Annotated in this window: 20 protein-coding genes; 3 read left to right on the plus strand and 17 right to left on the minus strand. The window is 72.2% G+C overall.

What is annotated here, in order from left to right; genetic code table 11:
- Positions 1-31: 31 nt before the first annotated feature.
- The 9 genes from BJ979_RS16080 to BJ979_RS16120 form a co-directional block, all read right to left on the minus strand.
- The gene (locus tag BJ979_RS16080; protein ID WP_179569474.1) at positions 32-1,261 is read right to left on the minus strand and encodes an iron-containing alcohol dehydrogenase family protein; all 1,230 of its coding nucleotides are present in this window, start codon (positions 1,259-1,261) and stop codon (positions 32-34) included.
- A complete protein-coding gene (locus BJ979_RS16085) occupies positions 1,258-2,211 on the minus strand; it encodes an NAD(P)-dependent oxidoreductase (RefSeq protein WP_179569476.1) in 954 nt (317 codons plus the stop codon). Before BJ979_RS16085 ends, BJ979_RS16080 begins: the two co-directional genes overlap by 4 nt.
- Before the next feature lie 127 nt (positions 2,212-2,338).
- Complete coding sequence (locus BJ979_RS16090; protein ID WP_179569478.1) at positions 2,339-3,823, minus strand: aldehyde dehydrogenase; 1,485 nt, start codon at positions 3,821-3,823, stop codon at positions 2,339-2,341.
- Positions 3,824-3,899: 76 nt separating this feature from the next.
- Positions 3,900-5,006 carry a mandelate racemase/muconate lactonizing enzyme family protein gene (locus BJ979_RS16095; RefSeq protein ID WP_179569480.1) on the minus strand — a complete coding sequence of 369 codons (1,107 nt, stop codon included), beginning with the start codon at positions 5,004-5,006 and terminating at the stop codon, positions 3,900-3,902.
- Complete coding sequence (gene fae / locus BJ979_RS16100) at positions 5,006-5,545, minus strand: formaldehyde-activating enzyme (protein ID WP_179569482.1); 540 nt, start codon at positions 5,543-5,545, stop codon at positions 5,006-5,008. Before fae ends, BJ979_RS16095 begins: the two co-directional genes overlap by 1 nt.
- Positions 5,545-6,483: a glycine betaine ABC transporter substrate-binding protein gene (locus tag BJ979_RS16105; RefSeq protein ID WP_179569484.1), complete on the minus strand. Its 939-nt coding sequence runs from the start codon at positions 6,481-6,483 to the stop codon at positions 5,545-5,547. The genes fae and BJ979_RS16105 overlap by 1 nt, the downstream gene beginning before the upstream one ends.
- Positions 6,484-6,559: 76 nt before the next feature.
- On the minus strand, positions 6,560-7,360 hold the full coding sequence (locus tag BJ979_RS16110; protein ID WP_246286793.1) for an ABC transporter permease: 801 nt from the start codon (positions 7,358-7,360) through the stop codon (positions 6,560-6,562).
- Positions 7,360-8,442: an ABC transporter ATP-binding protein gene (locus BJ979_RS16115; protein ID WP_179569486.1), complete on the minus strand. Its 1,083-nt coding sequence runs from the start codon at positions 8,440-8,442 to the stop codon at positions 7,360-7,362. The genes BJ979_RS16110 and BJ979_RS16115 overlap by 1 nt, the downstream gene beginning before the upstream one ends.
- Positions 8,435-9,097: an ABC transporter permease gene (locus BJ979_RS16120; protein WP_179569487.1), complete on the minus strand. Its 663-nt coding sequence runs from the start codon at positions 9,095-9,097 to the stop codon at positions 8,435-8,437. The genes BJ979_RS16115 and BJ979_RS16120 overlap by 8 nt, the downstream gene beginning before the upstream one ends.
- 121 nt (positions 9,098-9,218) lie before the next feature.
- On the opposite strand from BJ979_RS16120, the gene BJ979_RS16125 reads away from it, so the two are divergent.
- Positions 9,219-10,091 (plus strand): IclR family transcriptional regulator, encoded by an 873-nt coding sequence (locus BJ979_RS16125; protein WP_179569489.1) that lies wholly within the window; start codon positions 9,219-9,221, stop codon positions 10,089-10,091.
- Positions 10,092-10,183: 92 nt separating this feature from the next.
- Here the strand turns inward: BJ979_RS16125 and BJ979_RS16130 are convergent, their stop codons facing one another.
- The 4 genes from BJ979_RS16130 to BJ979_RS16145 all read right to left on the minus strand — a co-directional run bounded on the left by BJ979_RS16130 (position 10,184) and on the right by BJ979_RS16145 (position 16,852).
- The gene (locus BJ979_RS16130) at positions 10,184-11,992 is read right to left on the minus strand and encodes an ABC transporter ATP-binding protein (protein WP_179569491.1); all 1,809 of its coding nucleotides are present in this window, start codon (positions 11,990-11,992) and stop codon (positions 10,184-10,186) included.
- Positions 11,993-12,000: 8 nt separating this feature from the next.
- A complete protein-coding gene (locus BJ979_RS16135; RefSeq protein ID WP_179569493.1) occupies positions 12,001-13,902 on the minus strand; it encodes an ABC transporter ATP-binding protein in 1,902 nt (633 codons plus the stop codon).
- A gap of 362 nt (positions 13,903-14,264) precedes the next feature.
- Entirely contained in the window at positions 14,265-16,184 is a 1,920-nt protein-coding gene (locus tag BJ979_RS16140) for a sensor histidine kinase (RefSeq protein WP_179569495.1), read from the minus strand.
- On the minus strand, positions 16,181-16,852 hold the full coding sequence (locus tag BJ979_RS16145; RefSeq protein ID WP_246286795.1) for a response regulator transcription factor: 672 nt from the start codon (positions 16,850-16,852) through the stop codon (positions 16,181-16,183). The genes BJ979_RS16140 and BJ979_RS16145 overlap by 4 nt, the downstream gene beginning before the upstream one ends.
- A 408-nt stretch (positions 16,853-17,260) precedes the next feature.
- Here BJ979_RS16145 and BJ979_RS16150 point away from each other — a divergent pair, with 408 nt between their 5' ends.
- Complete coding sequence (locus BJ979_RS16150; RefSeq protein ID WP_179569497.1) at positions 17,261-18,229, plus strand: ATP-grasp domain-containing protein; 969 nt, start codon at positions 17,261-17,263, stop codon at positions 18,227-18,229.
- A 220-nt stretch (positions 18,230-18,449) separates the two neighbouring features.
- Here the strand turns inward: BJ979_RS16150 and purH are convergent, their stop codons facing one another.
- Genes purH through BJ979_RS17785 form a run of 3 tightly spaced genes read right to left on the minus strand, consistent with a single transcriptional unit; the run spans position 18,450 to position 22,464 of the window.
- A complete protein-coding gene (gene purH / locus BJ979_RS16155) occupies positions 18,450-20,039 on the minus strand; it encodes a bifunctional phosphoribosylaminoimidazolecarboxamide formyltransferase/IMP cyclohydrolase (protein ID WP_179569499.1) in 1,590 nt (529 codons plus the stop codon).
- A complete protein-coding gene (gene purN, locus BJ979_RS17780) occupies positions 20,036-20,623 on the minus strand; it encodes a phosphoribosylglycinamide formyltransferase (protein ID WP_179569501.1) in 588 nt (195 codons plus the stop codon). Before purN ends, purH begins: the two co-directional genes overlap by 4 nt.
- Positions 20,624-20,673: 50 nt before the next feature.
- The gene (locus tag BJ979_RS17785) at positions 20,674-22,464 is read right to left on the minus strand and encodes a cell division protein PerM (RefSeq protein ID WP_179569503.1); all 1,791 of its coding nucleotides are present in this window, start codon (positions 22,462-22,464) and stop codon (positions 20,674-20,676) included.
- Between the two features lie 161 nt (positions 22,465-22,625).
- Here BJ979_RS17785 and BJ979_RS16170 point away from each other — a divergent pair, with 161 nt between their 5' ends.
- Positions 22,626-23,240, plus strand: coding sequence for a DUF4166 domain-containing protein (locus BJ979_RS16170; RefSeq protein WP_218853514.1), 615 nt, complete (start codon positions 22,626-22,628; stop codon positions 23,238-23,240).
- Positions 23,241-23,853: 613 nt separating this feature from the next.
- Here BJ979_RS16170 and sucD read toward each other — a convergent pair.
- Complete coding sequence (sucD, locus tag BJ979_RS16175) at positions 23,854-24,756, minus strand: succinate--CoA ligase subunit alpha (protein ID WP_141164327.1); 903 nt, start codon at positions 24,754-24,756, stop codon at positions 23,854-23,856.
- Positions 24,757-24,771 lie beyond the last annotated feature (15 nt).

Raw genomic sequence — 24,771 nt, forward strand, 5'->3', positions numbered from 1 at the left:
GTGGACGAAGCGGCGCCGCCGCCGACGCCGCTCACAGCGCCGCTCGCAGGATCTCGACGATCTGCTCGGCCGTCGGGTCGAGGGGATTGTTGACCGTGACCGCGTCGGCGAGGGTGTCGGCGGCGAGCGAGGCCAGCGCCTCCTCGGTCACGCCGAAGCGCGTGAGCGGCGCGACCAGACCGACCGCAGCGGCGAGGCCCGTGACGGCGGTGATCGCCGCATCCGCGTTGACGGCGTCGCTGGCGGCGGTGTCGCCGACGCCGAGCGCGAAGGCCGCGCGGGCGAGACGCTGCTCGCGCACGGCGCGGTTCAGCTCGAGCACGCCGCCCGCGACGAGCGCGAGAGCGAGGCCGTGCGGGATGTCGAAGCGGCCGCCGAGCGGATGCGCGATGCCGTGCACGAGGCCGAGTCCGGTGTGCGAGAAGCCGACCCCGGCGACGTGGCTGGCGAGCAGCAGCTCGCTGCGCGCCTCGAGGTCGGAGCCGTCGGCGACCGCGCGCGGCAGGTAGGTCGACACCGTCGCGATGACCTGCAGCGCGATGCCGTCGGAGTAGGGGTTCGCGCGCCGCGAGAGGTACGACTCGAGCGCGTGGATCAGCGCGTCGAAGCCGGTCGCGGCGGTCGCGGCCGGCGGCAGGCCGACGGTGAGCTCGGGGTCGAGGATCGCCGCCTTCGCGAGAGCGCTGTCGTGGCCGACGTAGAACTTGCGGTGGCCGACCACGTCGGTGATGACGCCGAAGGCGTTCACCTCGGCGCCCGTGCCCGCGGTCGTCGGGATGGCCACGATCGGCAGCGCCGCGTGCGCGAACGGGGTCGCGTAGTCGAGCGCGATGCCGCGCTCGGGGTTGACGGCGCCGAGCGAGATGCCCTTGGCCGCATCGAGCGACGAGCCGCCGCCGACCGACACCAGCGCATCCGCCCCGACCGCGGCGGCGAGATCGCTGCCGGCGTCGAGGTTCGTCGTGGTCGGGTTCGGGGTGACCTCGCCGTAGACGTGCACGGCCAGCCCGGCGGCCTCGAGCGAGGCCCGCACCGCGGCGACGATCGGCGACGCCGCGAGGAAGGGGTCGGTGACGATGAGCACCGTCGTCGCGCCGAGCCCGCCGACGATCGCGCCGACCTCGGCCACGCGGCCCCGGCCGAAGTGCGCGACCGGCTTCGGGTCGAGCGTGAGCTGCGTGTCGGCGAGCGGGGCGGGCAGCGGAGCGAGGCGCGTGCCGACCGCGTCGTGCGCCGCGGGGGCGCCGTCGACGCCGCTCACGCGGGCACCGGCTCGGCCGTGGCGGTGTCGGCGGCCGCGGCGGCGGCGCGCCGCAGCGGAACCCCCGCGACATCCTCGTAGAGCTTGACCGGCGTCATCTCGCCGGCGAGGTCGCCGTACTGCGCCTTCGCGCGGCGGTAGATCTGCTCGACGACGGCCGAGAGCTCGGCGGGCACGCCGACCGAGCGGGCCAGGTCGATCGACAGCCCGAGGTCCTTGCAGGCGAGGGCGATCGCGAAGCCCTCGTCGTAGTCGCCGTGGTCGAGGATCGACAGCACGTCGTTCTGCACGAAGTTCGAGTTCGCGGGGCTCGCGACGAGCGACTCGCGCAGCACGCCGAGGTCGACGCCGGCCTTGACGCCGATCGCGAGCACCTCCGCCGTCGCGACGAGGTGCGAGAACCAGAGCTGGTTGATCATGAGCTTGACCGCGTAGCCGGCTCCGGCGGCGCCGACGTGCAGGATGCGCTCCGGGTCGCCCATCGCCTCGAAGACGGGGCGCAGACGGGCGACGTCGGCCGCGTCGCCGCCGACGAAGATCTGCAGCATGCCGGTGGCGGCGCCGATCGACATCCCGCTGACCGGGGCGTCGAGGATGCGCAGCCCGCGCTCGGCGAAGTCGCGGCGCACCCGCTCGGCCGGCTCGGGCACCGAGGTCGACATGTCGATCCAGGTGCCGCCGTCGCGGATGCCGGCGAGGATGCCGTCGGCGCCGTGCAGCACGGCCTCGACGTGACGCGGCGTCGGCAGCATCGTGATGACGAGGTCGCTCAGCGCGGCGACCTGCGCGGGCGACTCGGCCCAGAGGGCGCCGCCGGCGATGAGCTCGGCGGCCGACTCGGGTCGCAGGTCGGTGACGACCAGCGGGAAGCCGGCCTTCTGCAGGTTGCGGGTCATGCCCGAGCCCATGTTGCCCAGGCCGATGAAGCCGACGGTGGGGAGGTTGGTCATTGCTCTGTCTCTCTCGAGGTCGGTCGCAGCTCTGCGACGCGGTTCAGGAAGCGGTGGTGCGGCGGCCGAGGGGTCGGCCGAGCCTCGCGCACGGTGCAGGCGGCGCGAGAGGGATGCGGGATCCGGCTCAGTCGAGCTGGATCCAGGTGGTCTTGAGTCCGGTGTACGACTCGAGCGCGTGCAGCGATCGGTCGCGCCCCGCACCGGACTGGCCGAAGCCGCCGAACGGGGTGATGACGTCGGCGACGTCGAAGGTGTTGACCCAGACGGTTCCGGCGCGCAGGCGACGAGCGACTTTGTGGGCCGTCGAGACGTCGCTCGTCCAGACGCTCGCGGCGAGGCCGTAGCGGCTGTCATTGGCGACCCGCACGCCCTCCTCGGTGTCGCGCACGGTGGTGACGGCGAGCGCCGGACCGAAGATCTCCTCCTGGCCGATGCGCCCGGCGTTGTCGACGCCGTCGAAGACGGTCGGCTCGACGTAGTAGCCCGACTCGACGCCGGCCGGGTGCAGCTGGCGCCCGCCGTGCACGGTGGCTCCCTCGGACCGCGCGACCTCGGTGTAGCCGAGCACGCGCTCGAGCTGCACGGCGCTCGCGATCGTGCCGAGCTGGGTCGTCTCGTCGAGGGGATCACCCTGGGTGAGCGAGCGGCCGACGGCGAGCACCGCATCCACCAGCTCGTCGTGCACGCGCTCGTGCACGATCAGCCTGCTGCCGCCGTGGCAGGTCTGGCCGGCGTTGTAGAAGATGCCCCAGGCGACGGCCGAGGCGGCGGCCTGGATGTCCTTGACGTCGTCGAGCACGAGCTGCGGCGACTTGCCGCCGAGCTCGAGCGAGACCTGCTTGCCGTTCGACTCCCCCGCGTAGCGCTGGAAGGCGAGACCGACGGCGGGCGACCCGGTGAAGGCGACCTTGTCGACGCGCGGATGCCGGCCGAGCGCCTGTCCGGCGACGGCGCCGAGTCCCGGCACCACGTTGAACACGCCGTCGGGGATGCCGGCCTCGGCCGCCAGCTCGGCGAGCTTGAGCGCCGAGAGGCTGGTCAGCTCGGCCGGCTTCAGCACGACCGAGTTGCCGGTGGCGAGGGCCGGGGCGATCTTCCACGCGGTGATGATGAGCGGGTAGTTCCACGGCACGACCGCGCCGATCACGCCGAGCGGCTCGCGGGTGACGAGCGCGACCGCGCTCTCGGGCGCCGGGGCGATCTCGTCGCCGACCTTGTCGAGCGCCTCGGCGTACCAGCGGATGACCCGCGCCGCGGTCGGCACATCGACGTTCCGCGCGTCGCCGATCGGATGCCCGGAGTCGATCGACTCCAGCAGCGCCAGCTCGTCGAGGTTCGCCAGCAGCAGGTCGGCGAAGCGCAGCAGCACGCGCTGGCGCTCGCGGCGGTCGGCGCGCGACCACACGCCGGAGAGGAAGGCGCGCTCGGCGGCGGTGACCGCCGCATCCACGTCGACCTCGCCGGCCGACGACACGGCGGTGATGAGGCTGCCGTCGCGCGGGGCGATCGTGTCGAAGGTGCCTCCGTCGGCGGCGGGACGGAATGCTCCGTCGATGAAGAGCCGGGTCTCGGGGCGCAGGGCCGCCGCTGCGGCGATCCAGTCGGTCATGGGGTGCTGCTCCTGCAGTGGTGGGCGGATCGGAGGGTCAGGAGAGGGACAGGGAGGTGCGGATGACGCGGCCGCGTCAGCTGACGGTGAAGCGCTTCACGGCGTCGTGATCGATGCGGGCGCCGAGGCCCGGCGCCTCCGGCACGACGAGGTCGCCGGCGGCGTCGATCATGAGCGGCTCCATGAAGAAGTCGCGGCGCTCGGGCGTCCAGCCCGGCGGGTCGTAGGGGAACTCGAGGTACGGACCCGCGTCGACGCCGGCGGCGACGTGCAGGTTCGCGAGCAGCCCGAGCCCGTTCGACCAGGTGTGCGGGGTGAAGGAGCGGTGGCGCAGGTTCGCCGACTCGGCCACCTGGCGGGCGCGGTGCATGCCCACGGCGAGCGCCACATCCGGCTGGTAGATGTCGAAGGCGTCGGCCTCGATGAGCGCCATGATCTCGGGCAGGCTGCGCACCATCTCGCCGCCGGAGATCTGGATGCCGGTCTCGGCCCGCACGCGGCGGGCTCCGATGACGTCCACCTGCGGCAGCGGCTCCTCGAGCCAGAGCACGCCCAGCTCGGCGAGCTCGGCCGCGACCCGCTGCACCTTGGCGAGCGGCAGGGCGGCCTCGATGTCGCCCGACATGCGCCACATCTGGTTGAGGTCGACCATGAGGTCGAAGTCGTCGCCGACGGCCTCGCGGGCGGCCCGTACCGAGGCGATCCCCTCGGCGAGGCGATCGCGGGCGATGCGGATCTTGACGGCCTTGAAGCCGACCTCGCGCGCGGCGAGCACCGACTCAGCCCGCGCCTCCGGCGCCTTCAGCTCGCCGCTCGAGGCGTAGGCGGGCAGGCGGTCGCGGGCGCCGCCGAACAGCACGCTCACCGGCAGCCCGGCGACCTGCCCGACGATGTCCCACAGCGCCGCCTCGAGCGGCCAGTAGCGTCCGCCGTGGAAGTTGATCGTCTCGATGCGGCGCACCTGGTTGAGGATCTGCAGCGGATCGGTGCCGAGGAACAGGTGCTCGTAGGCCTCGAAGCCGTCCATCGTGTCGCCCGAGCCGTAGCCGACGAGGCCCTCGTCGGTCTCGACCGTGACGAGCGTCGCCGCGAACTCGCGACGCGGGTCCGGATCCCAGGCCGCGTTGAACGGCGGATCGAGGGGCAGGTTCATCCGCGTGAGGCGGATGGCGGTGATCTTCATCAGGAGGCACCCGGGGTGGTAGAAGCGGCGGTCGGAGGGGCGGTGTAGAAGGGGTTGGCAGCGGCGTCGCGCGCGGCGACGACGTCGTCGAGGGCGGGGAGACCGCGCAGTCCGTTCTCGAGCGCGGTGCGCACCGAGAGACGGTTGTTGCGATAGACGGTGTCGGCGTCGTCGGCGCCGGGGTTCACCCAGACCGCCGCGACGAGCGCGTGCGTGTCGGAGTGCTCGGCGGGGATGATGCCGTCGGCGACGGCATCGGCGACGCCCGCCGCGATGCCGGCCTGCGCGGGCCCCCAGATCAGCAGCCCGTGCTCGTCGCCGGCCGGAGCGGCCTTCGTGACGAACAGGGTCAGCGGCTTCACCGGGAGCGAGGGTCGCAGCACGGTCACGAAGGGCACGTGCCCGGCGCTCGGGGTGGCGAGCGCGGTCGCCCACGCCACCCCCGCCGGTCCGTCGCGGTGGCCGAGCACGGTGTTCACGTGCGCGGCGTTCACGCCCTCGCCGATGAAGCTCTCGCCGATCTGGAGGCCCGCGGTCATCAGATCAGGCCGTTCTGCTCGAGCCAGTCGCGCGCGACGTCCTCGGGGTCCTCGCCGTCGACATCCACCTGCGCGTTGAGCTTCTGCATCTCGGCGGTGGTGAGCAGCTTGGTGGCCTCGGCGACGACGTCGGCGATCTCCGGGTACTTGTCGAGGGTCGTCTGCTTGAGCGTGAACGCGCCCTGGTAGACGGGGAAGAACTGCTTGTCGTCTTCCATCACGGTGAGCTTGAGCGCCGGGATGCGGCCGTCGGTCTGGAAGACCTCGCCGAAGTTGCAGTCCTCGCCCTTCTGGGTGGCGGTGTAGATGACGCCGGTGTCGAGCAGCGCGACGTTCGAGTCGGGCACGTCGATGCCGTAGGCCTTCTTGAGTCCGGGCCAGCCGTCGTCACGGGTCGAGAACTCGCTCTCGATGCAGAAGGTCTGGTCTTCCTTCGGCAGCTTGGCGACATCCGACAGCGTCTTCACGCCGAGCTTCTTCGCCTCGGAGGAGCGGATCGCGAAGGCGTAGGTGTTGTTGAGCTTCGCCGGGTCGAGCCAGGCGATGCCCTTCTTCGCGTCGGCCTCCTTGGTGGCCTTGAACTGCTCCTCCTCGCCCTTCACGGGCGTGGTGTTGCCGTTGTAAGTGACCCACGAAGTGCCGGTGTACTCCCAGTAGCCGAGGAAGTCGTCCTTCTCGAGCGCCTGGCGCACGTTGGCCGAGCCGACGAGCTTGGTGTTCGCCTCGGTCTTCGCGCCGTGGGCGTTGAGCAGCTGACTGGTGAGGTGGGCGAGGATGAACTGCTCGGAGAAGTCCTTGGCGCCGATGTCGCCGGTCAGTCCCTTGAGCTCGTCGCCCTTGCTGCCGGCGGCCGCGTCGCCGCCGCCGCTGCAGGCGGTGAGGCCGAGCACGCTCACGGTCGCCAGGGCGACGGCCGAGAGCAGGTATCGGGTCTTCATGCTGTGTCTCCTTGGTGGGATGGGGTGCGTCGTCTCGTCGTCGAGGCGGCGCGGGTGCGGTGAGGGTCGTGAGGGCTCAGACGCCCTTCGGCGTGAGCAGGTCTTCGGCGATGCCGGCGATCCAGTCGATGAGCAGCGCGATGCACGCGACGAGCACGGCGCCGACGACGAGCACCGGGTAGCGCTGCAGCTTGAGGCCGTTGACGATCATGTCGCCGAGGCCGCCGGCGTTGATGAAGGTGGCGATGGTCGCGACGCCGACGGCGAAGACGAGCGAGGTGCGCAGGCCCGCGAGGATGACCGGCACGGCGAGCGGCAGCTCGATGCGGGTCAGCACCTGGTTGCGGGTCATCCCCATGCCGCGGGCCGACTCGGTGACGCTCGGGTCGACCTGCTGGATGCCGATGAGCGTGTTGCGCAGCACCGGCAGGAAGGCGTAGATCACGAGCGCGACGAGCGCCGTGGTGTAGCCGGTCTGCCAGACGATCGCGAGCAGGATGACGACGCCGACCGCCGGGGTGGCCTGCCCGACGCTCGCGATCGCGAGCACGCTGCCGCGCACGGCCTTCGCGCGGGTGCGGGCGAGCAGGATGCCGGTCGGGATCGCGAGCAGCGCCACGAGCGCTGAGGCGACGACGGTCAGGCTGAGGTGCTCACCGGTGCGGCGCAGGATGTAGTCGAGGTTGAGCGTGCGCTGCTCGATCGAGTCGAGGTCGAGCGTCGACACCCACAGCAGCAGCGCCGCGAGCAGCAGCACGACGACGACCGGGGTGAGGAAGCGACGCAGGGTGATGCGGCGCTTCGGCGGCTTCGGCGCTCCCGCCTTCTCCTCCTCGGTGAGGTCGCCGATCATCTGGGTCTCGGTGGTGACCGACATCAGGCACCCGCCGGGGTGGAGGGCGACGGGGTGGAGGGCGACGGGGTGGAGGGCGACGGGGTCGAGGGCGTCGCCGCGACGGGCAGCTCGCCGCCGAGGGCGGCCGAGATGCTGTCGACGGTGAGCGAGCCCACGGCGCGACCCGATGCATCCACGACGTCGACGGTCGCGGCCCGGGTGAGCACGAGGCGGTCGAGGGCGTCGCGCAGGGTGCCGTCGGCCGGCACCGAGCCGCCGGGTCCGCCGGCGGCGGCGCCGAGTCGCGCTTCGTTGATCGGCAGCAGCGCGAGGCGCTTGAGCGCGGCGCCGTGGCCGATGAACGAGCTCACGTACTCGTTCGCGGGCGCGGCGAGGATGTTGGCGGGCGTGTCGAACTGCTCGATGCGGCTGCGCTCCGAGAGCACCGCGATGCGGTCGCCGAGCCGGATCGCCTCTTCGAAGTCGTGCGTGACGAAGATGATCGTCTTGCCGATCGTCTCCTGCAGGCGCAGGAACTCGGCCTGCAGCTTCTCGCGGGTGATCGGGTCGGTCGCGCCGAAGGGCTCGTCCATGAGCATGACCGGCGGGTCGGCGGCGAGCGCGCGGGCGACGCCGACGCGCTGCTGCTGGCCGCCGGAGAGCTGCTTGGGGTAGCGGTCCGCGAAGACGCCGGGATCGAGCTGCACGGTGCGCAGCAGCTCGTCCACGCGTTCGGCGGTCTTGGCCTTGTTCCAGCCGAGCAGCTTCGGCACGGTCGCGATGTTCTCGGCGATCGTGAGGTGCGGGAAGAGCCCGATCTGCTGGATGACGTAGCCGATGTGGCGGCGCAGCTCGTTCGGGTCGATCGACAGCACGTCGCGGCCGTCGATCGAGATGCGACCCGAGGTCGGCTCGATGATGCGGTTGATCAGCTTCATCGTCGTGGTCTTGCCGCAGCCCGAGGGGCCGACGAACATGACCAGCTCGCCGGGCTGCACCTGCATCGAGAAGTCCTCGACGGCGGGGGCGGCCTGTCCGGGGTAGATCTTGGCTACTCCGTCTAGCTCGATGCCGACGCCGCTGGTGCTGCGGGCGGCGGTTGCGGTCGCGGTGGTTTCAGACACGGAGCCCCCTGGAGGTGGTGACGCGGGTGACGAGGATGAAGAGGGCGTCGATGACGAGCGCGAGCGCGACGACGCCGAGGGTGCCGGTGAGGGCGAAGTTCAGGGCGTTGAGCGAGCCGAGCGACGACAGGCCCTGGAAGATGAACTGGCCGAGCCCGGGGCCGGCCACGTAGGCGGCGATCGCGGCGATGCCGATCGTGAGCTGCGCGGCGACGCGGATGCCGGTGAGGATGATCGGCCAGGCGATCGGCAGCTGCACGGTGAGCAGCACGCGCAGGGGCGAGAGCCCCATCCCCTTCGCCGCCTCCATGATCGCGGGCGACACCTCGCGGAGGCCGACGACGGTGTTGCGCACGATCGGCAGCAGCGAGTAGAAGACGAGCGAGAACACGGTCGGCGTCCAGCCGAGTCCGAAGATCGGCGTCAGCAGCGACAGCAGCGCGAGCGAGGGGATCGTCAGCGCGATGCCGGCGGCGGTGATGCTGAGCGAGCGGGGAACGGGGCGGTTCCAGACCAGCATGCCGATGACGACGCCGATGACCGTGGCGAGCACGACGCTCAGCGCGACGACGGCGAGGTGCTGGCCGACGAGCTCGAGGATGTCGTCCCAGCGCCGCCCCCAGAACGTGAGCAGTCCGGACAGTCCGTTGTTCACGGCCGCTCCTCTCTTCGTCGAGAGCCCCGGTCATCCGGTGGCGTAGCTGGACGATAGAACGGGGTTGCCATTTTGCACAACTAAGGTTGCGCGAATGTCAACTGACGTCTAGCGTGACGGGATGCCAGCGACCTCCCGCACCGCCGACGCCGCCACCCGAACTCCCCCGCGCCGCAACGCCGCGGGGCTCCGCCGCGACCTCGAGCTGCTCGAGGTGCTCGCCTCCGACGAGGCGCGCGCCGCACCCGCCGGACTCGGGGTCGTGCGCGTCGCCGAGCTGGTCGGCCGCGACAAGGGTCAGGTCTCCCGCACCCTCGCGACCCTCGCCGATGCGGGCCTCGTGCGCCGCGACGCCGACTCGCTCGGCTACACCCTCGGCCACCGGCTCTACTCGCTCGCCGCGCAGACCGCCGAGGCGCGGCTCGTGCGCGACGCCGCGCCCTACCTGCGCCGGGTCGTCGGCGCGACGCACGAGACGACCCACCTGTGCGTGCTGCGCGGCGGCAGCGTGCTCACGCTCTCGAGCGAGCTCAGCGAGCACAACTACCGCGGCCTCGGCTGGGAGGGCGTCAGCACCGCCGCCTGGCGCACGTCCTCGGGCCGCGTGCTCGTGAGCGAGTACGGCGACGACGAGCTCGCGCAGTGGTTCGCCGAGCACGGCGCCGACGAGCCGATCGTCGACCGGCCGCCGCGCTCGCTCGGCGCCGAGGTGCCCGCTCCGCGGCCGGACCCCGGCAAGCTCATCGTGACCGACGAGGCCAGCCTGCTCGCCGAGATCGGCCGCGTCCGGCAGACCGGCTACGCGAAGGTCGACGAGGAGTTCGAGGTCGGCGTCGTCGGCGTCTCGGCGCCCGTGCGCGACTTCCGCGGCACGATCGTCGCCGCCCTCAACATCAGCGCGCCGAAGTCGCGCCTCGGCCGGCACCTCGACGAGGCCGGCCGTCTCACGGCGAAGGTCGCCGACGAGCTCTCGCGCGCGCTCGGGCGGCCGTGAGCGGCGAGAGGCCCGCATCCTCGGTCAGGATGCGGGCCTCTCGGATCGGCACGCCGGCTCAGACCGGCGAGCCGGCTCAGAAACGAGCCGGGTCAGACCAGCGAGTCGCGCCAGGCCGCGTGCAGCTGGGCGAAGCGCCCCGTGCCCGCGATCAGCTGCTCGGGGCTGCCGTCCTCGACGATGCGACCGTGCTCCATCACCAGCACCCGGTCGGCGATCGCGACCGTCGACAGACGGTGCGCGATGATCACCGCGGTGCGGTCGGCGAGCAGGGTCGTGAGGCCCTCCTGCACGAGACGCTCCGAGGGGATGTCGAGGGAGGCCGTGGCCTCGTCGAGGATCAGCACCGCCGGGTCGGCGAGGAACGCGCGCGCGAACGAGATCAGCTGGCGCTGACCCGCCGAGACGCGCCCGCCGCGCTTGTTCACATCGGTGTCGTAGCCGTCGGGCATCGACATGATGAACTCGTGCGCGCCGACCGCCTGCGCGGCCCGGCGGATCTCGTCGAAGCCCGCACCCGGCTTGCCGAGCGCGATGTTCTCGCCGACCGAGCCCGAGAACAGGTAGGCCTCCTGCGTGACCATGACGATCGCGCGGCGCAGGTCCTGCGCATCCAGCTCCCGCAGGTCGACGCCGTCGAGCGTCACCGCGCCCTTGCTCGGGTCGTAGAAGCGCGAGATGAGCTTCGCGAGCGTCGACTTGCCCGCGCCGGTCGAGCCGACCAGCGCGATCGTCTGCCCCGAGGGGATGTCGAGCGAGAACTCCGGCAGCACCACCCGGTCGCCCTTGTAGGCGAAGGTGACGTCGTCGAAGCGCACGGCGCCGGTCGAGTGCGCGACGCGCACCGGCTTGACCGGATCCGGCACGCTCGGCTTCTCCTCGAGCACGCCCGAGATCTTCTCCAGCGCCGCCGCGGCCGACTGGTAGGAGTTGTAGAACATCGCCATCTCCTCCATCGGGTCGAAGAAGCGGCGCGTGTACAGCACCACGGCCAGCAGCGCGCCGATCTCCAGCCCGCCGCCGATCACTCGGAATCCGCCCACCAGCAGCACGACCGCGACGGTCACGTTGCCGATGAGGATCAGGCCGGGGTCGAAGATCCCGAACAGCTGGATGACCTTCGCGTTCGCGTCGCGGTACTCCTCGACGAGGCCGCCGAACTCCTTCTCGTTGCGCTTCTCCTTGCGGAACGCCTTGACGGCGCGGATGCCGGTCATCGACTCCACGAAGTGCACGATCACGGCCGCCGAGGCGACGCGGGTGCGGCGGAACAGGTTCTGCGAGCTCTTCTGGAACCAGCGCACCAGGAACCACAGCGGCACGAGCGCCCCCGCGAGCACGAGCCCGCTGAACGGGTCGAGCGACACCAGCGCGATCGCGATGAACACCATGTAGAGCACGCCGCGCACGAGGCCGTTGATGCCCGAGTCGAGCAGCTCGCGGATCGCATCCAGGTCGCTCGTCTGGCGGGCGATGATTCGGCCCGAGGTGTAGGTCTCGTGGAACTCGAGGCTCAGCCGCTGCGCGTGCAGGTACACCCGCTTGCGCAGGTCGAACAGGATGGCCTGGCTGATGCGCGCCGACAGCACCGTGTACTGCGCGATCAGCACCGCGCCGGCGATGCCCGCGATGAGGTAGCCGCCGACCGCGGCGCCCAGCGGGAACCAGTCGGAGGCCTTCATCAGCGCCGGCAGGCCCTGGTCGATGCCGAAGGCGATCAGCGCCGGGCCCGCGACCTGCAGGCCGGTGGAGACGACGATGACCGCCGCCGTCAGCACGAGCCGCGCGCGCAGCGGCCTCAGCAGCGAGCCGAGCAGGCGCAGCGAGCGCTGCCGGATCGCCCGGCTCTCGTCTTTCGTGTAGTCGGAGCGCTCTTCGCCCGCGACGCCCGAGATGCTCATTCGCGTCCCTACTCGGCGATGACCGCATCCCGCTCGAACGATCCCTCGTCGGGGATGATGTCGAGCGTTCCGGTCTGGGTGTGCTTCTGGCGCGCTTCCTCCTCCTCGTCGAGCGACGAGATGACGAAGCGGTAGTGCTCGTTGCGGGCCAGCAGCTCGCTGTGCTCGCCCACGTCGGTGACGCGGCCGTTCTCGAGCAGCGCGACGCGGTCGGCGAGGGTGACGGTCGACGGACGGTGCGCCACGATCAGCGCGGTCGTGCTGCTGAGCACGCGGCGCAGCCCCGCCTCGACCCGCGCCTCGGTGTCGACGTCGAGCGCCGACAGCGGGTCGTCGAGCACGAGCACCTCGGGTCGGGCGGCGACAGCACGGGCGAGCGCGAGGCGCTGCCGCTGACCGCCGGAGAGGCTCAGCCCCTCCTCGCCGACCTTCGTGTCGACGCCCTCGGGCAGCTCGTCGACGAACGACGCCTGCGCCACATCGAGCGCCTCGCGCATGACGCGCTCGGCCTCGACGGCCTGGCTCGGATCGGCGAGCTCGGGCCGGCCGAGCAGCACGTTGTCGCGCACGGACGCCGAGAACAGCGTCGCGTCCTCGAAGGCCATCGCGATGTGGCGCCGCAGATCCTCGCGGGTCAGGTCGCGCACATCCACGCCGTCGAGTCGCACGGCGCCGCCGGTCACGTCGTAGAGGCGCGTCGTGAGCGCGGTGAGCGTCGTCTTGCCCGAGCCGGTCAGGCCGACCAGCGCCATCGTCTCGCCCGGGCGCACCTCGAGCTCGATGCCGTTGAGCAAGTCAGGGAACTGCTTCGGCGAGTCCTGGTAGCGGAAGTGCACGTCGTCGAAGACGAGGCGCCCCTTCGCATCCTGCACCGTCGCCGGCTCGTCGGGATCGGTGATCGCGTTCTCCGAGTCGAGCACCTCGTAGAGACGGTCGACGGCCGTGCGGGTGTCGAAGGTCATCGACAGCAGGAAGCCGATCGACTCGATCGGGAAGCGCAGCACGGTCGCCGTCGCGAAGAACGCGAACAGCTGGCCGACCGTGAGCACGTCGTTCGCTGCGAGCAGCACGCCCCCGAGCAGGCTCAACGCGAAGGCGACGTCGGGCACGAGCAGCAGCCAGAGCCAGATGCCGGCGATCGCCTGCGCCTTCTCGATCTCGGTTCCGCGCAGCTCCTCGGCCTGACGGGAGAACTTCTCGAGCGAGTGCCGCCCGCGCCCGAAGGCCTTGAGCACGCGGATGCCGTGCACGCTCTCCTCGACCGCGGTCGCGAGGTCGCCCTGCTGGTCCTGACTGCGGCGGGCGACGACCGAGTACTTCTGCTCGAAGACGTAGCCGTAGATCCACAGCGGGATCGAGCAGATCAGGAACAGCAGACCCAGCTGCCAGCTCCAGAAGAACAGCACCACGAAGCCGACGACGATCGTGATCACGTTGACCACGAGCAGCACGATGCCGAACGACAGCCAGCGGCGGATCAGGCCGAGGTCGCTCATCGCGCGCGACAGCAGCTGCCCGCTCGCCCAGCGGTCGTGGAAGGCGACCGGCAGGTCCTGCAGCTTCGCGTAGAAGGCGTTGCGCATGGTCGCCTCGACGTGCGTGCCCGGAGTGAGCACGAACCAGCGGCGCAGGGCGATGAACACCGCCTCGCCGGCGCCGAGCAGCAGCACGAGGATGACGGCGGGCCAGATCTGCGCGCCGTCGCCCGACGACAGCGGACCGTCGACGAGGTTCTGCAGGACCACCGGGATCGCCAGCGAGACGAGGCCCGCGAGCAGCGCCGCGACGGCGCCGAGGATCAGCCGGCCGAGGGCCGGCTTCACGAAGGGGTAGATCTTGGCGAGCGTGGCGACGGTGCCGGCGCGATGCTCACGCGGTTGGGGACGGTCGGGGGACGTGGTGGAGCGCATGCGTCATCCAGGGTCGTTTCGGCGCACGGAGACGCCGGAGCGGAGATGGTGGTGGTGTGGATGCTGCGGGCGGCCGGTGAGACCGGAGGCCCGCCGAGATGAGGCTGGGGGTGCCGCCGCTACGGCCGCTTCGCCGCGCGCATACGGCGCGTGACGGAACCGGCCGGGTAGAGGCGGACGCCCTCGAATCGCGTGATGGTCGTGGTGTCCATGTCGCCTCCTCGTCGCGTCCGCAGCCCGCGGGGTGAGCCCACGCGAGCCTTACAACCTATCCCCGGGCTGTGAATCCGCGCAAGACCCGATCACCGGCCCCGCTCGGCTCGGCTCGGCTGCTCGACCGCTCGGCTGCGTGGGCCCGTGACTCAGTCGCGCTGCGCGGGCCCGGCCGGCAGCCGCACCGTCACGGTCGTCCCCGTCCCGGCGTCGCTCGCCAGCTCGAGCTCGCCGCCGAGGGCCTCGACCCGGTCGACCAGACCGCGGATGCCGGTGCCGGCATCCAGCGACGCTCCCCCGCGCCCGTTGTCGCGCACGGTCAGCACGAGGGACCCGGCCTCGCCATCGCCCACCACCTCGCGGGTGTCGTCGAGCTCGAGATGCAGACGCACCCAGGCTCGCCGAGCACCCGAATGCCGGGCGATGTTGGCCAGGCACTCCGAGGCGACGAAGTAGACCGTCGCCTCGACCAGCTCGGTCGGGCGCTCATCGACGAGCACATCCACCTCGGTCGGCACCGGGCAGCGCGACGCGAGCTCGGGCAGGGCCAGCGCGAGGCCGCCCTCGACCAGCACGGTCGGGTGGATGCCGCGGGCCAGCTCGCGCAGCTCCTTCAGCGCCGACGACAGCCGCCCGAGCGTCTCCTCGAGGCGCTGCGCGAGTTCATGGGCCCCCTCGGCGCGGGCGGCCGACACGAGCGTGCGCAGCTCCATCGCGAGGGCGACGAGCTGCTGCTGCGAGCCGTCGTGCAGGTCGCGCTCGAGCCGCTTGCGCGCCTCGTCCCCCGCCTCGACGATGCGCTGACGCGACTCGCGCACCTGCGCGAGGGTGCGCTCGACCTCGCTGCGCAGCGAGCGGTTGTCGACGCTGAGCCGGAGGGCCGCCGAGACGCCGTCGAGCAGCCGCTCGTTCTCGGCGAGGGCCCGGTCGTGGCGGATCACGGCGATCGGCGTGCCCCCGTCGCCGGAGATCGGCAGCAGGGTGCTCGTCGGCTCGGCGACATCCAGGTCGATCTCGACCGGGGCGCCGGCGTCGTCGATCCAGCCGCCCGTGCGCTCATCCCACCAGAACACCTCGACGCCGGGATCCCGCAGCACGGTCGCGAGCGACTCGCGCCAGGCCGCGCGGTCGACGCCGTCGCGGGTGATCATCATGAGGTCGGCCACGCGGCCGCGGGTGTTGCGCAGGTGCACGCTGCCGGCGATGTAGCAGATCGGCACCGAGGCGACCGCGAACAGCGACACCACGGCCACCGATCCGTCGCCCGTGATCGCGACGACGAAGGCGCCCTTCGAGGCGCTGTGCATCGCGTAGCTGATCGCCTCGGCGACGAGCGCCGCCGTCCAGGCGAAGAGGCCGATCGGCATCACGAAGGCGACGCTGCGGGTCGGCTGGCTGCCGCGGCTCCACTGCCAGAGCAGCCGGGTGGCGACGAAGAGCACGATCACGGCGCCGATGACGCGGTAGATCGTGTCGACGGTCGTGAAGGTGCTCTGGTCGCCCACGAGAGCGTAGGCGTTGCTCACGCAGAGGCAGTCGCGGTTCTCGGTCTTGTCGGCGATCAGCACGACCCCGGCACGCACGATCGACACGCTCACGCCGAAGCCGACGACCGCCCAGTCCACGACGCCGACGTAGCGCCCACGCGGATACGCGAGGGCGATGAGGCCCAGCAGCAGCGCCCAGATCAGGTCGATGCTGCGCAGGATGGGCCAGACGTAGCCGAAATAGGCGACCACGGCGAAGAAGGTCTGCGGGATCCAGAAGTAGGGGAACAGCGCCATCATGACGATCGGCAGCCGACGCTCGCCCAGCTGCAGGCCGACCATCGCCGAGAACGCGAAGACGAAGGGCACGGCCGCGTGCAGAGTCACCCAGGAGACGTCGGGCCGGTCGAGCGGCGGCGTCGACTGCCAGCCGAGCACCTGCATGACCAGGTTCAGCAGCGGACCCGCGGCGATGAAGACACCCCAGGCGATCCCGCGGCCCACGCCGAGGCGCCGCGGCGGCGCCGGACGCACATCCAGCGGTCGCGGATGGGCGGCGCGAGCGGCCGCCGGGGCGTTCATCGCGACCCGAGGAAGGCGAGCACCGCCAGCACCCGACGGTGGTTGTCGGGCGAGTCGTCGAGGCCGAGCTTCTGCATGATGTTGCGCACGTGCGTCTCGACGGTCTTCACGCCGAGGAACAGCTGGCGCGAGATGCCCGCGTTCGAGTTGCCCTGCGCCATCGCCTCGAGCACCGAGAGCTCGCGGGCGGTCAGGGTCGACAGCGGTCCGTCGGCGCGCGGCCGGTTCATCAGCTGAGCTACGACCTCCGGGTCGACGACCGAGCCACCGCGCGACACGGTCGTGACCGCGGCGACGAGCGTGTGCGGCTCGGAGACGCGCTCCTTCAGCAGATAGCCGGTGCCGGCGCCGGCATCCAGCGCGCGCATCGCGTACTCGGGCGTCGCGTACATCGACAGCAGCAGCACGCCGATGCGCGAGCCCTGACTGCGCAGGGTCTCGAGGGCGACGATGCCCTCGTCGCGGAACTTCGGCGGCATGCGGATGTCGAGCACCGCCACGTCGATCCCGCCGGACTGCACGGCGGCGACCAGCTCCTCGCCCGATCCGACCGACGCGACGACGTCGACGCCTCCGTCGGCGAGCACTTTGCCGATGCCCTCGCGCAGCAGCATCGCGTCATCGGCGACCGCTGCGCGCAGTCGCGTTCCTGATAGTGCGTCGGTCATAGCAACCCGACCTCCGATGGGCGGCGGGGCTCCGCCCGAGCGTCCCGATCTCCCCTCAGGACAGGTTGAGGATACCTAATCAGGGCTTCCCCCGATGAACTGGACAGACCGTTCCGCCAGATTGTGGCTCGGAGCAAGCGCTCCCAGCGACGGAACGGGGGTAGAGCTGGTGTCGTCCCACACCGCGAAGCTCATCGCCCCCGTCGGCGTGTCGGTCGTCAGCCCCGCGACCGATGCCGACTCCGACACCGTGATCCGCTCGATGCGCAACCCGAAGCGCCCTGCGCTGCGCCCGAGCGGGGCGAGGAGTCGTCTCGCCCCCCGTGCGGTTCCCAGCTCGGCCCCGGCGGGCCGGGAACCGCACGGGTCCCCTCGTCCTCTCGCGGGCATCCGAGGAGAGCTCCGCCTGTGATCCTGCTCGTCGCCCCGCCCGATGACCGTCATGCCGCCGCCGTCGCCGACCGCCTCCGCGCGCGCGGCGAGGACGCCGCCCTCATCGACGTTGCCAGCCTGACCGCACAGCTCACGATCGGCCTCGAGTTCGCCCCGGGCCTGAGCGCCTCCGGATCCGTGCAGGTGCACGGCCTCGACGGCGCCACGACCCAGACCATCGACCTCTCCCGCGTCACCGCCGGGTGGTGGCGACGCAGCTGGATCCCGCTGCTCGGCGCCGACGACCCGCGTCTCACCGGCGCCCCCGTCGACTTCGGCGAGGCGCTCGTGTCGACCGCCGAGGCGCTCGACATCGCCTGGGCGAACGAGCCCGTCGCCGTCGACCTGGCTCAGCGCCGCACCCGGCTGTGGGCCTCCGCACGCCGTGCCGGTCTGATCATGCCGCACACGATCGTGACCCACGATCCGGGCGCCGCGCACCGCTTCGCGAAGCAGCACCTGCGCACCGGCGTCGTCTGCCGCCCGCTCGTGAAGTCGCACGCCGAGTGGCCCGCGCAGGATCGCATCATGGGCGTCTCGGCGATCGACGAGCTCGTCGAGCAGAACGGCCCCGACCTCGTGCTGCGCGCCTTCGTCCCGGGCTCCGACCTGCGCGCCTTCGTCGCCGGTGATCGCGTGCTGGCCGCCGATCTCGGCCCGACCGCGACGAACGACCCCGGCGCCGGTCTGCTGCCGGTCGTGCCGAGCGGCGCCCGGGCCGTCGAGCTGCCGGTCGAGGTGCGCGACGGTCTCGCCGCGCTCGTCGCCGACCTCGGCCTCGGGCACGCCGCCGTCGACCTGCGGCGCACGCGCGCCGGCGAGCACCTCTTCCTCGACCTCGACCCGCTCGCCGGCTGGCTCGACGTCGAGGCCGTGACGGGGCTGCCGCTCACCGAGCAGCTCGTCGACGAGCTGCTCGCGCGCTCCGCCGCGCGCGTCGCCTGACGCCGCGCGTCCCGCGACGCCGCGCATCCCACCCCACTACGCCACGCATCGCGCGACGACCGAGACGGCCGACGCCCCGGACGACCGACGCCGGAGACGAACGACGCCCCGGACGAACGACGCCGGAGACGACCGACGCCGGGGACGAACGACGCCGGGGCGGATGCGCGCGCATCCACCCCGGCGTCGTTCCGAGTCGCGGGCCGAGAGCCCGGCCGGCTCAGTGGAAGAAGTGGCGCTCCCCGGTGAAGTACATCGTCACGCCCGCCGCGGCGGCCGCGTCGATCGTCTCCTGATCGCGCACCGACCCACCCGGCTGCACGATCGCGCGGATGCCCGCCTCGAGCAGCACGGCCGGGCCGTCGTTGAAGGGGAAGAAGGCGTCGGATGCGGCGACGCTGCCCGCGGCGCGCTCACCGGCGCGGTCGACGGCCAGCTTGCACGAGTCCACGCGGTTGACCTGGCCCATGCCGATGCCGACCGAGGCCCCGTTCGACGCCAGCAGGATCGCGTTCGACTTCACCGCGCGGCAAGCGGTCCAGGCGAAGGCGAGATCGGCGAGGGTCTGCTCATCGGCCGGCTCGCCCGCGGCGAGGGTCCAGGTCGACGGGTCGGCGAAGTGCGCGTCGACGTCCTGCACGAGCACGCCGCCCGAGATGTCCTTGAACTCGCGCGTCGGGCGCTGGAAGCCCTCGGGCAGGGTCAGCAGTCGGATGTTCTTCTTCGTCGACAGCACCGCGAGGGCGTCGTCGTCGAAGCCCGGGGCGACGACGACCTCGGTGAAGATGTCCTTGATCGACTCGGCCGCGGCCAGGTCGATGCGCCGGTTCGCGGCGATCACGCCGCCGAAGGCCGACACCGGGTCGCACTCGTGCGCCTTGCGGTGCGCGGCGGCGATCGTCGCGCCGACCGCGATACCGCAGGGGTTCGCGTGCTTGATGATCGCGACCGCCGGCTCGGCGAGGTCGTAGGCGGCGCGCACCGCCGCATCCGCGTCGACGTAGTTGTTGTACGACATCTCCTTGCCGTGCAGCTGCGCCGCCTGGGCGATGCCCCGCTCGGCCGGCACGGTGTAGAGCGCGGCGCCCTGGTGCGCGTTCTCGCCGTAGCGCAGCTGGCCCTGCAGCTCGGCGCTGTAGCTGAACTCGAGCGGGAAGCCGTCGACACGGCCGATCGCCTGGGTGTCCTCGACCTCGAACCAGCTCGCGACGGCGGCGTCGTAGGCGGCCGTGTGCTGGAAGGCCTCGCGCGCGAGGCGGCGACGCTGCGCCAGGTCGGTGCCGCCGGCGTGCACCGCGGCGATGACGTCGGCGTAGCGCTCGGGCGAGACCACGATCGCGACGTTGGCGTGGTTCTTCGCCGAGGCGCGCACCATCGCGGGGCCGCCGATGTCGATCTGCTCGACGACGTCGTTCGCGGCCGCGCCCGAGCGCACCGTCTCGACGAAGGGGTACAGGTTGACGACGACGAGCTCGAAGGGGCGGATGCCGAGCTCGTCGAGCTGACGCTCGTGCGACTCGAGGCGCAGGTCGGCCAGCAGACCGCCGTGCACGCTCGGGTGCAGGGTCTTGACGCGGCCGTCGAGCGACTCGGGGAAGCCGGTGACGCTCGAGACCTCGGTGACCGGGTGTCCGGCATCCGCGATGGTCTTGGCGGTCGAGCCGGTCGACACGATCTCGATGCCGGCGGCGGCGAGCTCGCCGGCCAGGTCGAGCAGTCCGGTCTTGTCGCTGACCGAGATCAGCGCTCGGCGGATCGGGACGATGTCCCTGCTGCGGTAATCGGCGGGGTCGTGGCTGGGACCGCTCACGCGAGCTCCTTCAGATCGAGATGGCCGTTGGCGATGTCGAGCACGGTCTGGATGAGCAGACGGCGCTCGACGGGCTTGATGCGCTCGTGCAGCGCGGCTTCGGTGTCGTCGGGCAGGATCGCGACGCGCTCCTGGGCGACGATGGGGCCGGAGTCGACGCCGTCGTCGACCACGATCACGCTGGCTCCGGTCTGCTCGGCGCCGGCGCGCACGGCGTCGCGCACGGCGTGAGCGCCCGGGAACTCGGGCAGGTACGCGGGGTGGGTGTTCAGCAGCGCCGGGGTGAGGGCGCGCACGAAACGCGGCGGCACCAGGCGCATGAGGCCCGACAGGATGACGAGGTCGGGCTGCCACTGCTGCACCTGCGCGAGCAGCTCGTCGCCCCAGGCGTCGCGGTCGGCGAAGGCGCCGTACGGCACCGTGAAGCTCGGGATGCCGAAGGCCTCGGCGTGGGCGAGGCCCTCGGCGTCGCGGTCGGCGCCGATCGCGACGACGCGCGCGGGGAACTCGGCGTCCTGCGAGGCCTCGAGCAGGGCGCGGAGGTTCGACCCGCCGCCGGAGATGAGCACGACCAGCCGGAGCACCCGTCAAGACTAGGGGACGCGCGCCGGGGCGCCGACCACGGCGTGGGCGCTCAGCGGGGCAGGTCGACCGGGCCGGTGTCGAGGTCGTCCTGCGCGGAGCGTCCGCCCGTCGCGCGCCCGGCGTCGTCGCGCTTCTCCTCGCCGCTCGTCGGCTCACCGGCGGACGTGCTGGCGGCATCCCGCGCCCGACGCTCGGCTCCTGGACGCCGCAGTCGTCCGCGCAGCGAGCCGAGGCTGTCGAGGAACGAGGCCCCCGACCTCACGGTGTCGATGGGGCCGGTGTCGGCGTGCACGTCGACGCTCGCATCGCGGTCGGCGGCCGGGTCGTGCACCACGATCGGCTCGGCATCGACGTCAGCCCCGGAGCCGGCGTCGGCGCCGGGCCGGGTCGGCGCGTCGGCGGATGCGGCGCGGGCGCCCGCGGACTTCCGCATCGGCTTCTCGTCGGTCGAGGCCTCGGCGGCCGACGACCGCCCCGCGCGTCGAGCGAGGACCGACGACGATGCCGCGGCCGTCGCCTCCGCCCCCGCGGGCACCAGGGCGCCGCGACGTTCGGCGGCCGTGCGCGCATCCAGGTCATCGGCGGCCCCGAGTCCATCGGCCGACTCGGCGTCATCGAGGTCGCCGCGGCGCCGCAGCGGACGTCCGGCCGCGAAGCCGATGCCGATCGCCAGGGCGAACTCGACCGCCGAGACCAGGCCGACGGCGACCGGATCCGGTCCGACCGACACCAGTCGCCCCGGCCCCGCGGCGCCACCCGAGGCGCAGGCGAGGAGGCCCATCACGAGCCCGCCCGTGACGCCGCCGCCCAGCGCGGCGACCAGCATCCACCGGCCGGAGCCCTCCTCGCCGAGCTCGCGGCGCAGCCCGCCGCGCGTCGCCGCCCCGGCCAGGAACCCGGCCACGATCGGCACGAGCAGCCCGACGAAGCCGAAGGCCGACGAACCCTCGGGGATCGCGCCGAAGATCGGCAGCGCCGGGATCGGGCCGAGGCTCGTGCCGAGCGGCGAGACGTTCGACCCGAGGCCGATTGCGAAGCCCGGGCCGACGAACCACGACGCCGTCCAGATGATGAGGTTCGGCAGCAGCGCGAGCTGGCCCGCCGTAAGGGCGATGCTGCCCGCGACGCCGGGGTGCAGCGATTCGTAGAGGCGGATGATCTGGGCGTACGACACCACGAGCGCGACCGCCAGCGCGACCGCGGAGACGAGCAGCGTGATCGACGCGGCCGCCGCCCCCGACCGCAGCGACCCCGTGAGCACGATGCGCGGCAGCTCGGGGATGAGGCGGTGCACCCGCTGCCGCACCCGCTCCGCCGTCTCGTCGCTGCGGTTCCAGGCCCACTCGCGCAGCAGGCCGAGCGCCAGGCCGACCGCGAACGCGACCGTCGGCAGCAGGGCGCCCTGCCAGATCGAGGGCCGCGCCGACTCGTGCAGCGCCGACAGGGTCGCGAGCAGCGACAGCGCGCCGAAGACGCCGGCGGAGGTCAGGGTGCCGAGGATCGGGTGGTGCGTCTCGAAGATGCGCGAGCCGGCGCGCAGCCCCAGCAGCGCCGTCAGCAGCGCGAAGCCGAGCGCCGCGATCGTCACCACGACGACCGAGGTCTCGGGGCCGGCGCCGAGCGCAGCGGCCGTCACCGGGTCGAGCGCGAGCCGCACATCCGCCCCGTGCCCGATCAGCCAGCTGTCGACCGCGGCGCGCCAGAAGATCAGCCAGTCGGGGCCGAAGCCGTACTGCGCCGCCCACAGGATCGTCAGCGGCACGAGCGGGATCGCGATGCCGATCGCGAACGCGAGGGCCGCCTCGAACGCGGAGAGGAGCAGGGTGAGGCGGCGGGTCACGTGCCGACTGTATTCGGGCGTCCGGCATCCGCCGCGGGGGCGCGGCGGGGTCGCGTGAACCGGGAGCCGGATGGGCCGCGGTCGCGACCGGCGCGCCCCCGGCGGCGGCCGGGCGGCCACGCCACCGGCCCGGCGCTAGGGTCGGAGGCGAGGAGGCGCGCATGGCGGAGTCGGTGTACCAGCGGGTGCTCGGCGACGAGTTCGCGCTGCTCGACCTGCGGCTGCGGCGCTACTTCGGCCCGCCGCCCGAGGGCGCCGTCGGCGTCGGCCGCGGCGTCTACGACCAGGCCGGCGCGGTCGGGATCGGCGGGCGCCTGCTGCGGCCGGTGCTGACCTGGCTGGCGTGGCAGCGCATCCTCTTCCCCGAGAGCGGCGAGGAGATCGCGTTCACGGTCGTGAACCGCGCCGACGAGCGCCGGGGCACCCTTTCAGCGCAGCGGACCTTCGACTTCGACGGCGTGCGCCGCGTCATGGAGGACACGATGTCGGTGCGCCGCGGCCGCCTGCGCGACCGACTCGGCCGCACGCGCTGGCTCGAGGTCGACCTCGAGCTCAGCGTCGTCGACGGCGGGCTGCACATGGTCTCGCGTGGCCTCGGCGTCCGCCTCGGCTTCGTGCGTCTGCCGCTCCCCCGCCTCGCCCGTGTCTCGCTCGACGAGCGCAGCGACCCCGACGGCGTGCACCAGCGGGTGGATGTGCGGCTCACCGCGCCCCTGCTCGGCGAGTTCTTCCGCTACTCCGGCATCTTCAGCTACGACTACCGCCAGCTGCGCTGACCCGCTCGCGCGCCGCCTCCTCTTCCTCTCCCGTCGCCCGCGGAGCCTGTCGACTTGCCCACTTCCGCGGGGTGTCGCATGTGCAGTTTCGCGACTTGCCCACTTCCGCGGCGTGCCGAACTCGTGAGGCCGCGGAAGTGGGCAACACGGGAGCGAGAACGTTGGCTCCTCCCCAGTCGGAACATCGACAGACTGTCCACGATGATCCGCTCGGTCACCGTGCGGGATCAGCGATGCGACGAGCCTGCATGCATGGCACCGCCGCGCGCCGCTCGTGATCCCTGAGCAGTGGCGAGCCGACCTGAGACGCCGGGCGCGGCTCGAAGCGCTCGGCTGGCGCGTGCTGGAGCTGACCGCGGATGACCTCCGCGATCTCGACGCCGTCGTGCACCAGGTCCGCGCGATCCTCGCCCGGCGCGAAGCCGCTGCCGTCCGCTGAGTTGCCCGCTTCCGCGGCAACGAGAACTCAGCTCACCGCGGAAGTGGGCAACTCGGAAATCGGGGCGAGTCCGCGGCAGGCCCGGGGACGTCGCATGACGAGGGGCCCGCATCCGGTGGATGCGGGCCCCTCGTCCGCGAGTGCGAGCCGCGGTCGGCTCGACGCGGGCGCGGCCTACAGCGCGGCGTAGACCTCGCGCAGCAGAGCGGCGGTCTCGCTCGGCGTCTTGCCGACCTTGACTCCGGCGGCCTCGAGGGCCTCCTTCTTCGCCTGGGCCGTGCCCGCCGAGCCGGAGACGATCGCGCCGGCGTGACCCATCGTCTTGCCCTCGGGCGCGGTGAAGCCGGCGACGTAGCCGACGACCGGCTTGGTCACGTTGGCCTTGATGAAGTCGGCCGCGCGCTCCTCGGCGTCGCCGCCGATCTCGCCGATCATGACGATCGCCTTGGTCTCGGGGTCGGCCTCGAACGCGGCGAGCGCGTCGATGTGGGTGGTGCCGATGACCGGGTCTCCGCCGATGCCGATGGCGGTCGAGAAGCCCAGGTCACGCAGCTCGTACATCATCTGGTAGGTCAGAGTGCCCGACTTCGACACGAGGCCGATCGGTCCCTTGCCGGTGATGTTCGCCGGGGTGATGCCGACGAGCGCCTCGCCGGGGGTGATGATGCCGGGGCAGTTCGGCCCGATGATGCGGGTCTTGTTGCCCTTCGCCTTGGCGTAGGCCCAGGCCTCGGCCGAGTCCTGCACCGGGATGCCCTCGGTGATCACGACGAGCAGCGGGATCTCGGCGTCGATGGCCTCGATGATCGCGCCCTTCGAGAAGGCCGGCGGCACGAAGGCGATGGAGACGTCGGCGCCGGTGGCGGCGATCGCCTCGGCGACGGTCGCGAAGACGGGCAGCTCGACGGTCGAGCCGTCAGCGGCGGTGTGCTCGACGGTGGTGCCGGCCTTGCGGGCGTTGACGCCGCCCACGACCTGGGTTCCGGCCTTGAGCATCAGGGCGGTGTGCTTGGTGCCCTCGCCGCCGGTGATGCCCTGCACGATGACCTTCGAGTCCTTGTTCAGGAAGATCGACATTTCTCTTCTTCTCTC

The organism is Schumannella luteola, assembly GCF_013408685.1.
GTDB lineage: Bacteria > Actinomycetota > Actinomycetes > Actinomycetales > Microbacteriaceae > Schumannella > Schumannella luteola.

Coding starts and splice junctions, on each gene's coding strand:
- fae (WP_179569482.1), bottom strand. CDS start 5,545: ATGACCGCGGGCCTCCAGATCGGCGAGAGCTTCATCGGCGAGGGCGTG.
- BJ979_RS16090 (WP_179569478.1), bottom strand. CDS start 3,823: ATGACCGACTGGATCGCCGCAGCGGCGGCCCTGCGCCCCGAGACCCGG.
- BJ979_RS16130 (WP_179569491.1), bottom strand. CDS start 11,992: ATGAGCATCTCGGGCGTCGCGGGCGAAGAGCGCTCCGACTACACGAAA.
- BJ979_RS16170 (WP_218853514.1), top strand. CDS start 22,626: ATGGCGGAGTCGGTGTACCAGCGGGTGCTCGGCGACGAGTTCGCGCTG.
- BJ979_RS16095 (WP_179569480.1), bottom strand. CDS start 5,006: ATGAAGATCACCGCCATCCGCCTCACGCGGATGAACCTGCCCCTCGAT.
- BJ979_RS16125 (WP_179569489.1), top strand. CDS start 9,219: ATGCCAGCGACCTCCCGCACCGCCGACGCCGCCACCCGAACTCCCCCG.
- BJ979_RS16140 (WP_179569495.1), bottom strand. CDS start 16,184: ATGAACGCCCCGGCGGCCGCTCGCGCCGCCCATCCGCGACCGCTGGAT.
- BJ979_RS16105 (WP_179569484.1), bottom strand. CDS start 6,483: ATGAAGACCCGATACCTGCTCTCGGCCGTCGCCCTGGCGACCGTGAGC.
- BJ979_RS16085 (WP_179569476.1), bottom strand. CDS start 2,211: ATGACCAACCTCCCCACCGTCGGCTTCATCGGCCTGGGCAACATGGGC.
- sucD (WP_141164327.1), bottom strand. CDS start 24,756: ATGTCGATCTTCCTGAACAAGGACTCGAAGGTCATCGTGCAGGGCATC.
- BJ979_RS16110 (WP_246286793.1), bottom strand. CDS start 7,360: ATGTCGGTCACCACCGAGACCCAGATGATCGGCGACCTCACCGAGGAG.
- BJ979_RS16145 (WP_246286795.1), bottom strand. CDS start 16,852: ATGACCGACGCACTATCAGGAACGCGACTGCGCGCAGCGGTCGCCGAT.
- BJ979_RS16135 (WP_179569493.1), bottom strand. CDS start 13,902: ATGCGCTCCACCACGTCCCCCGACCGTCCCCAACCGCGTGAGCATCGC.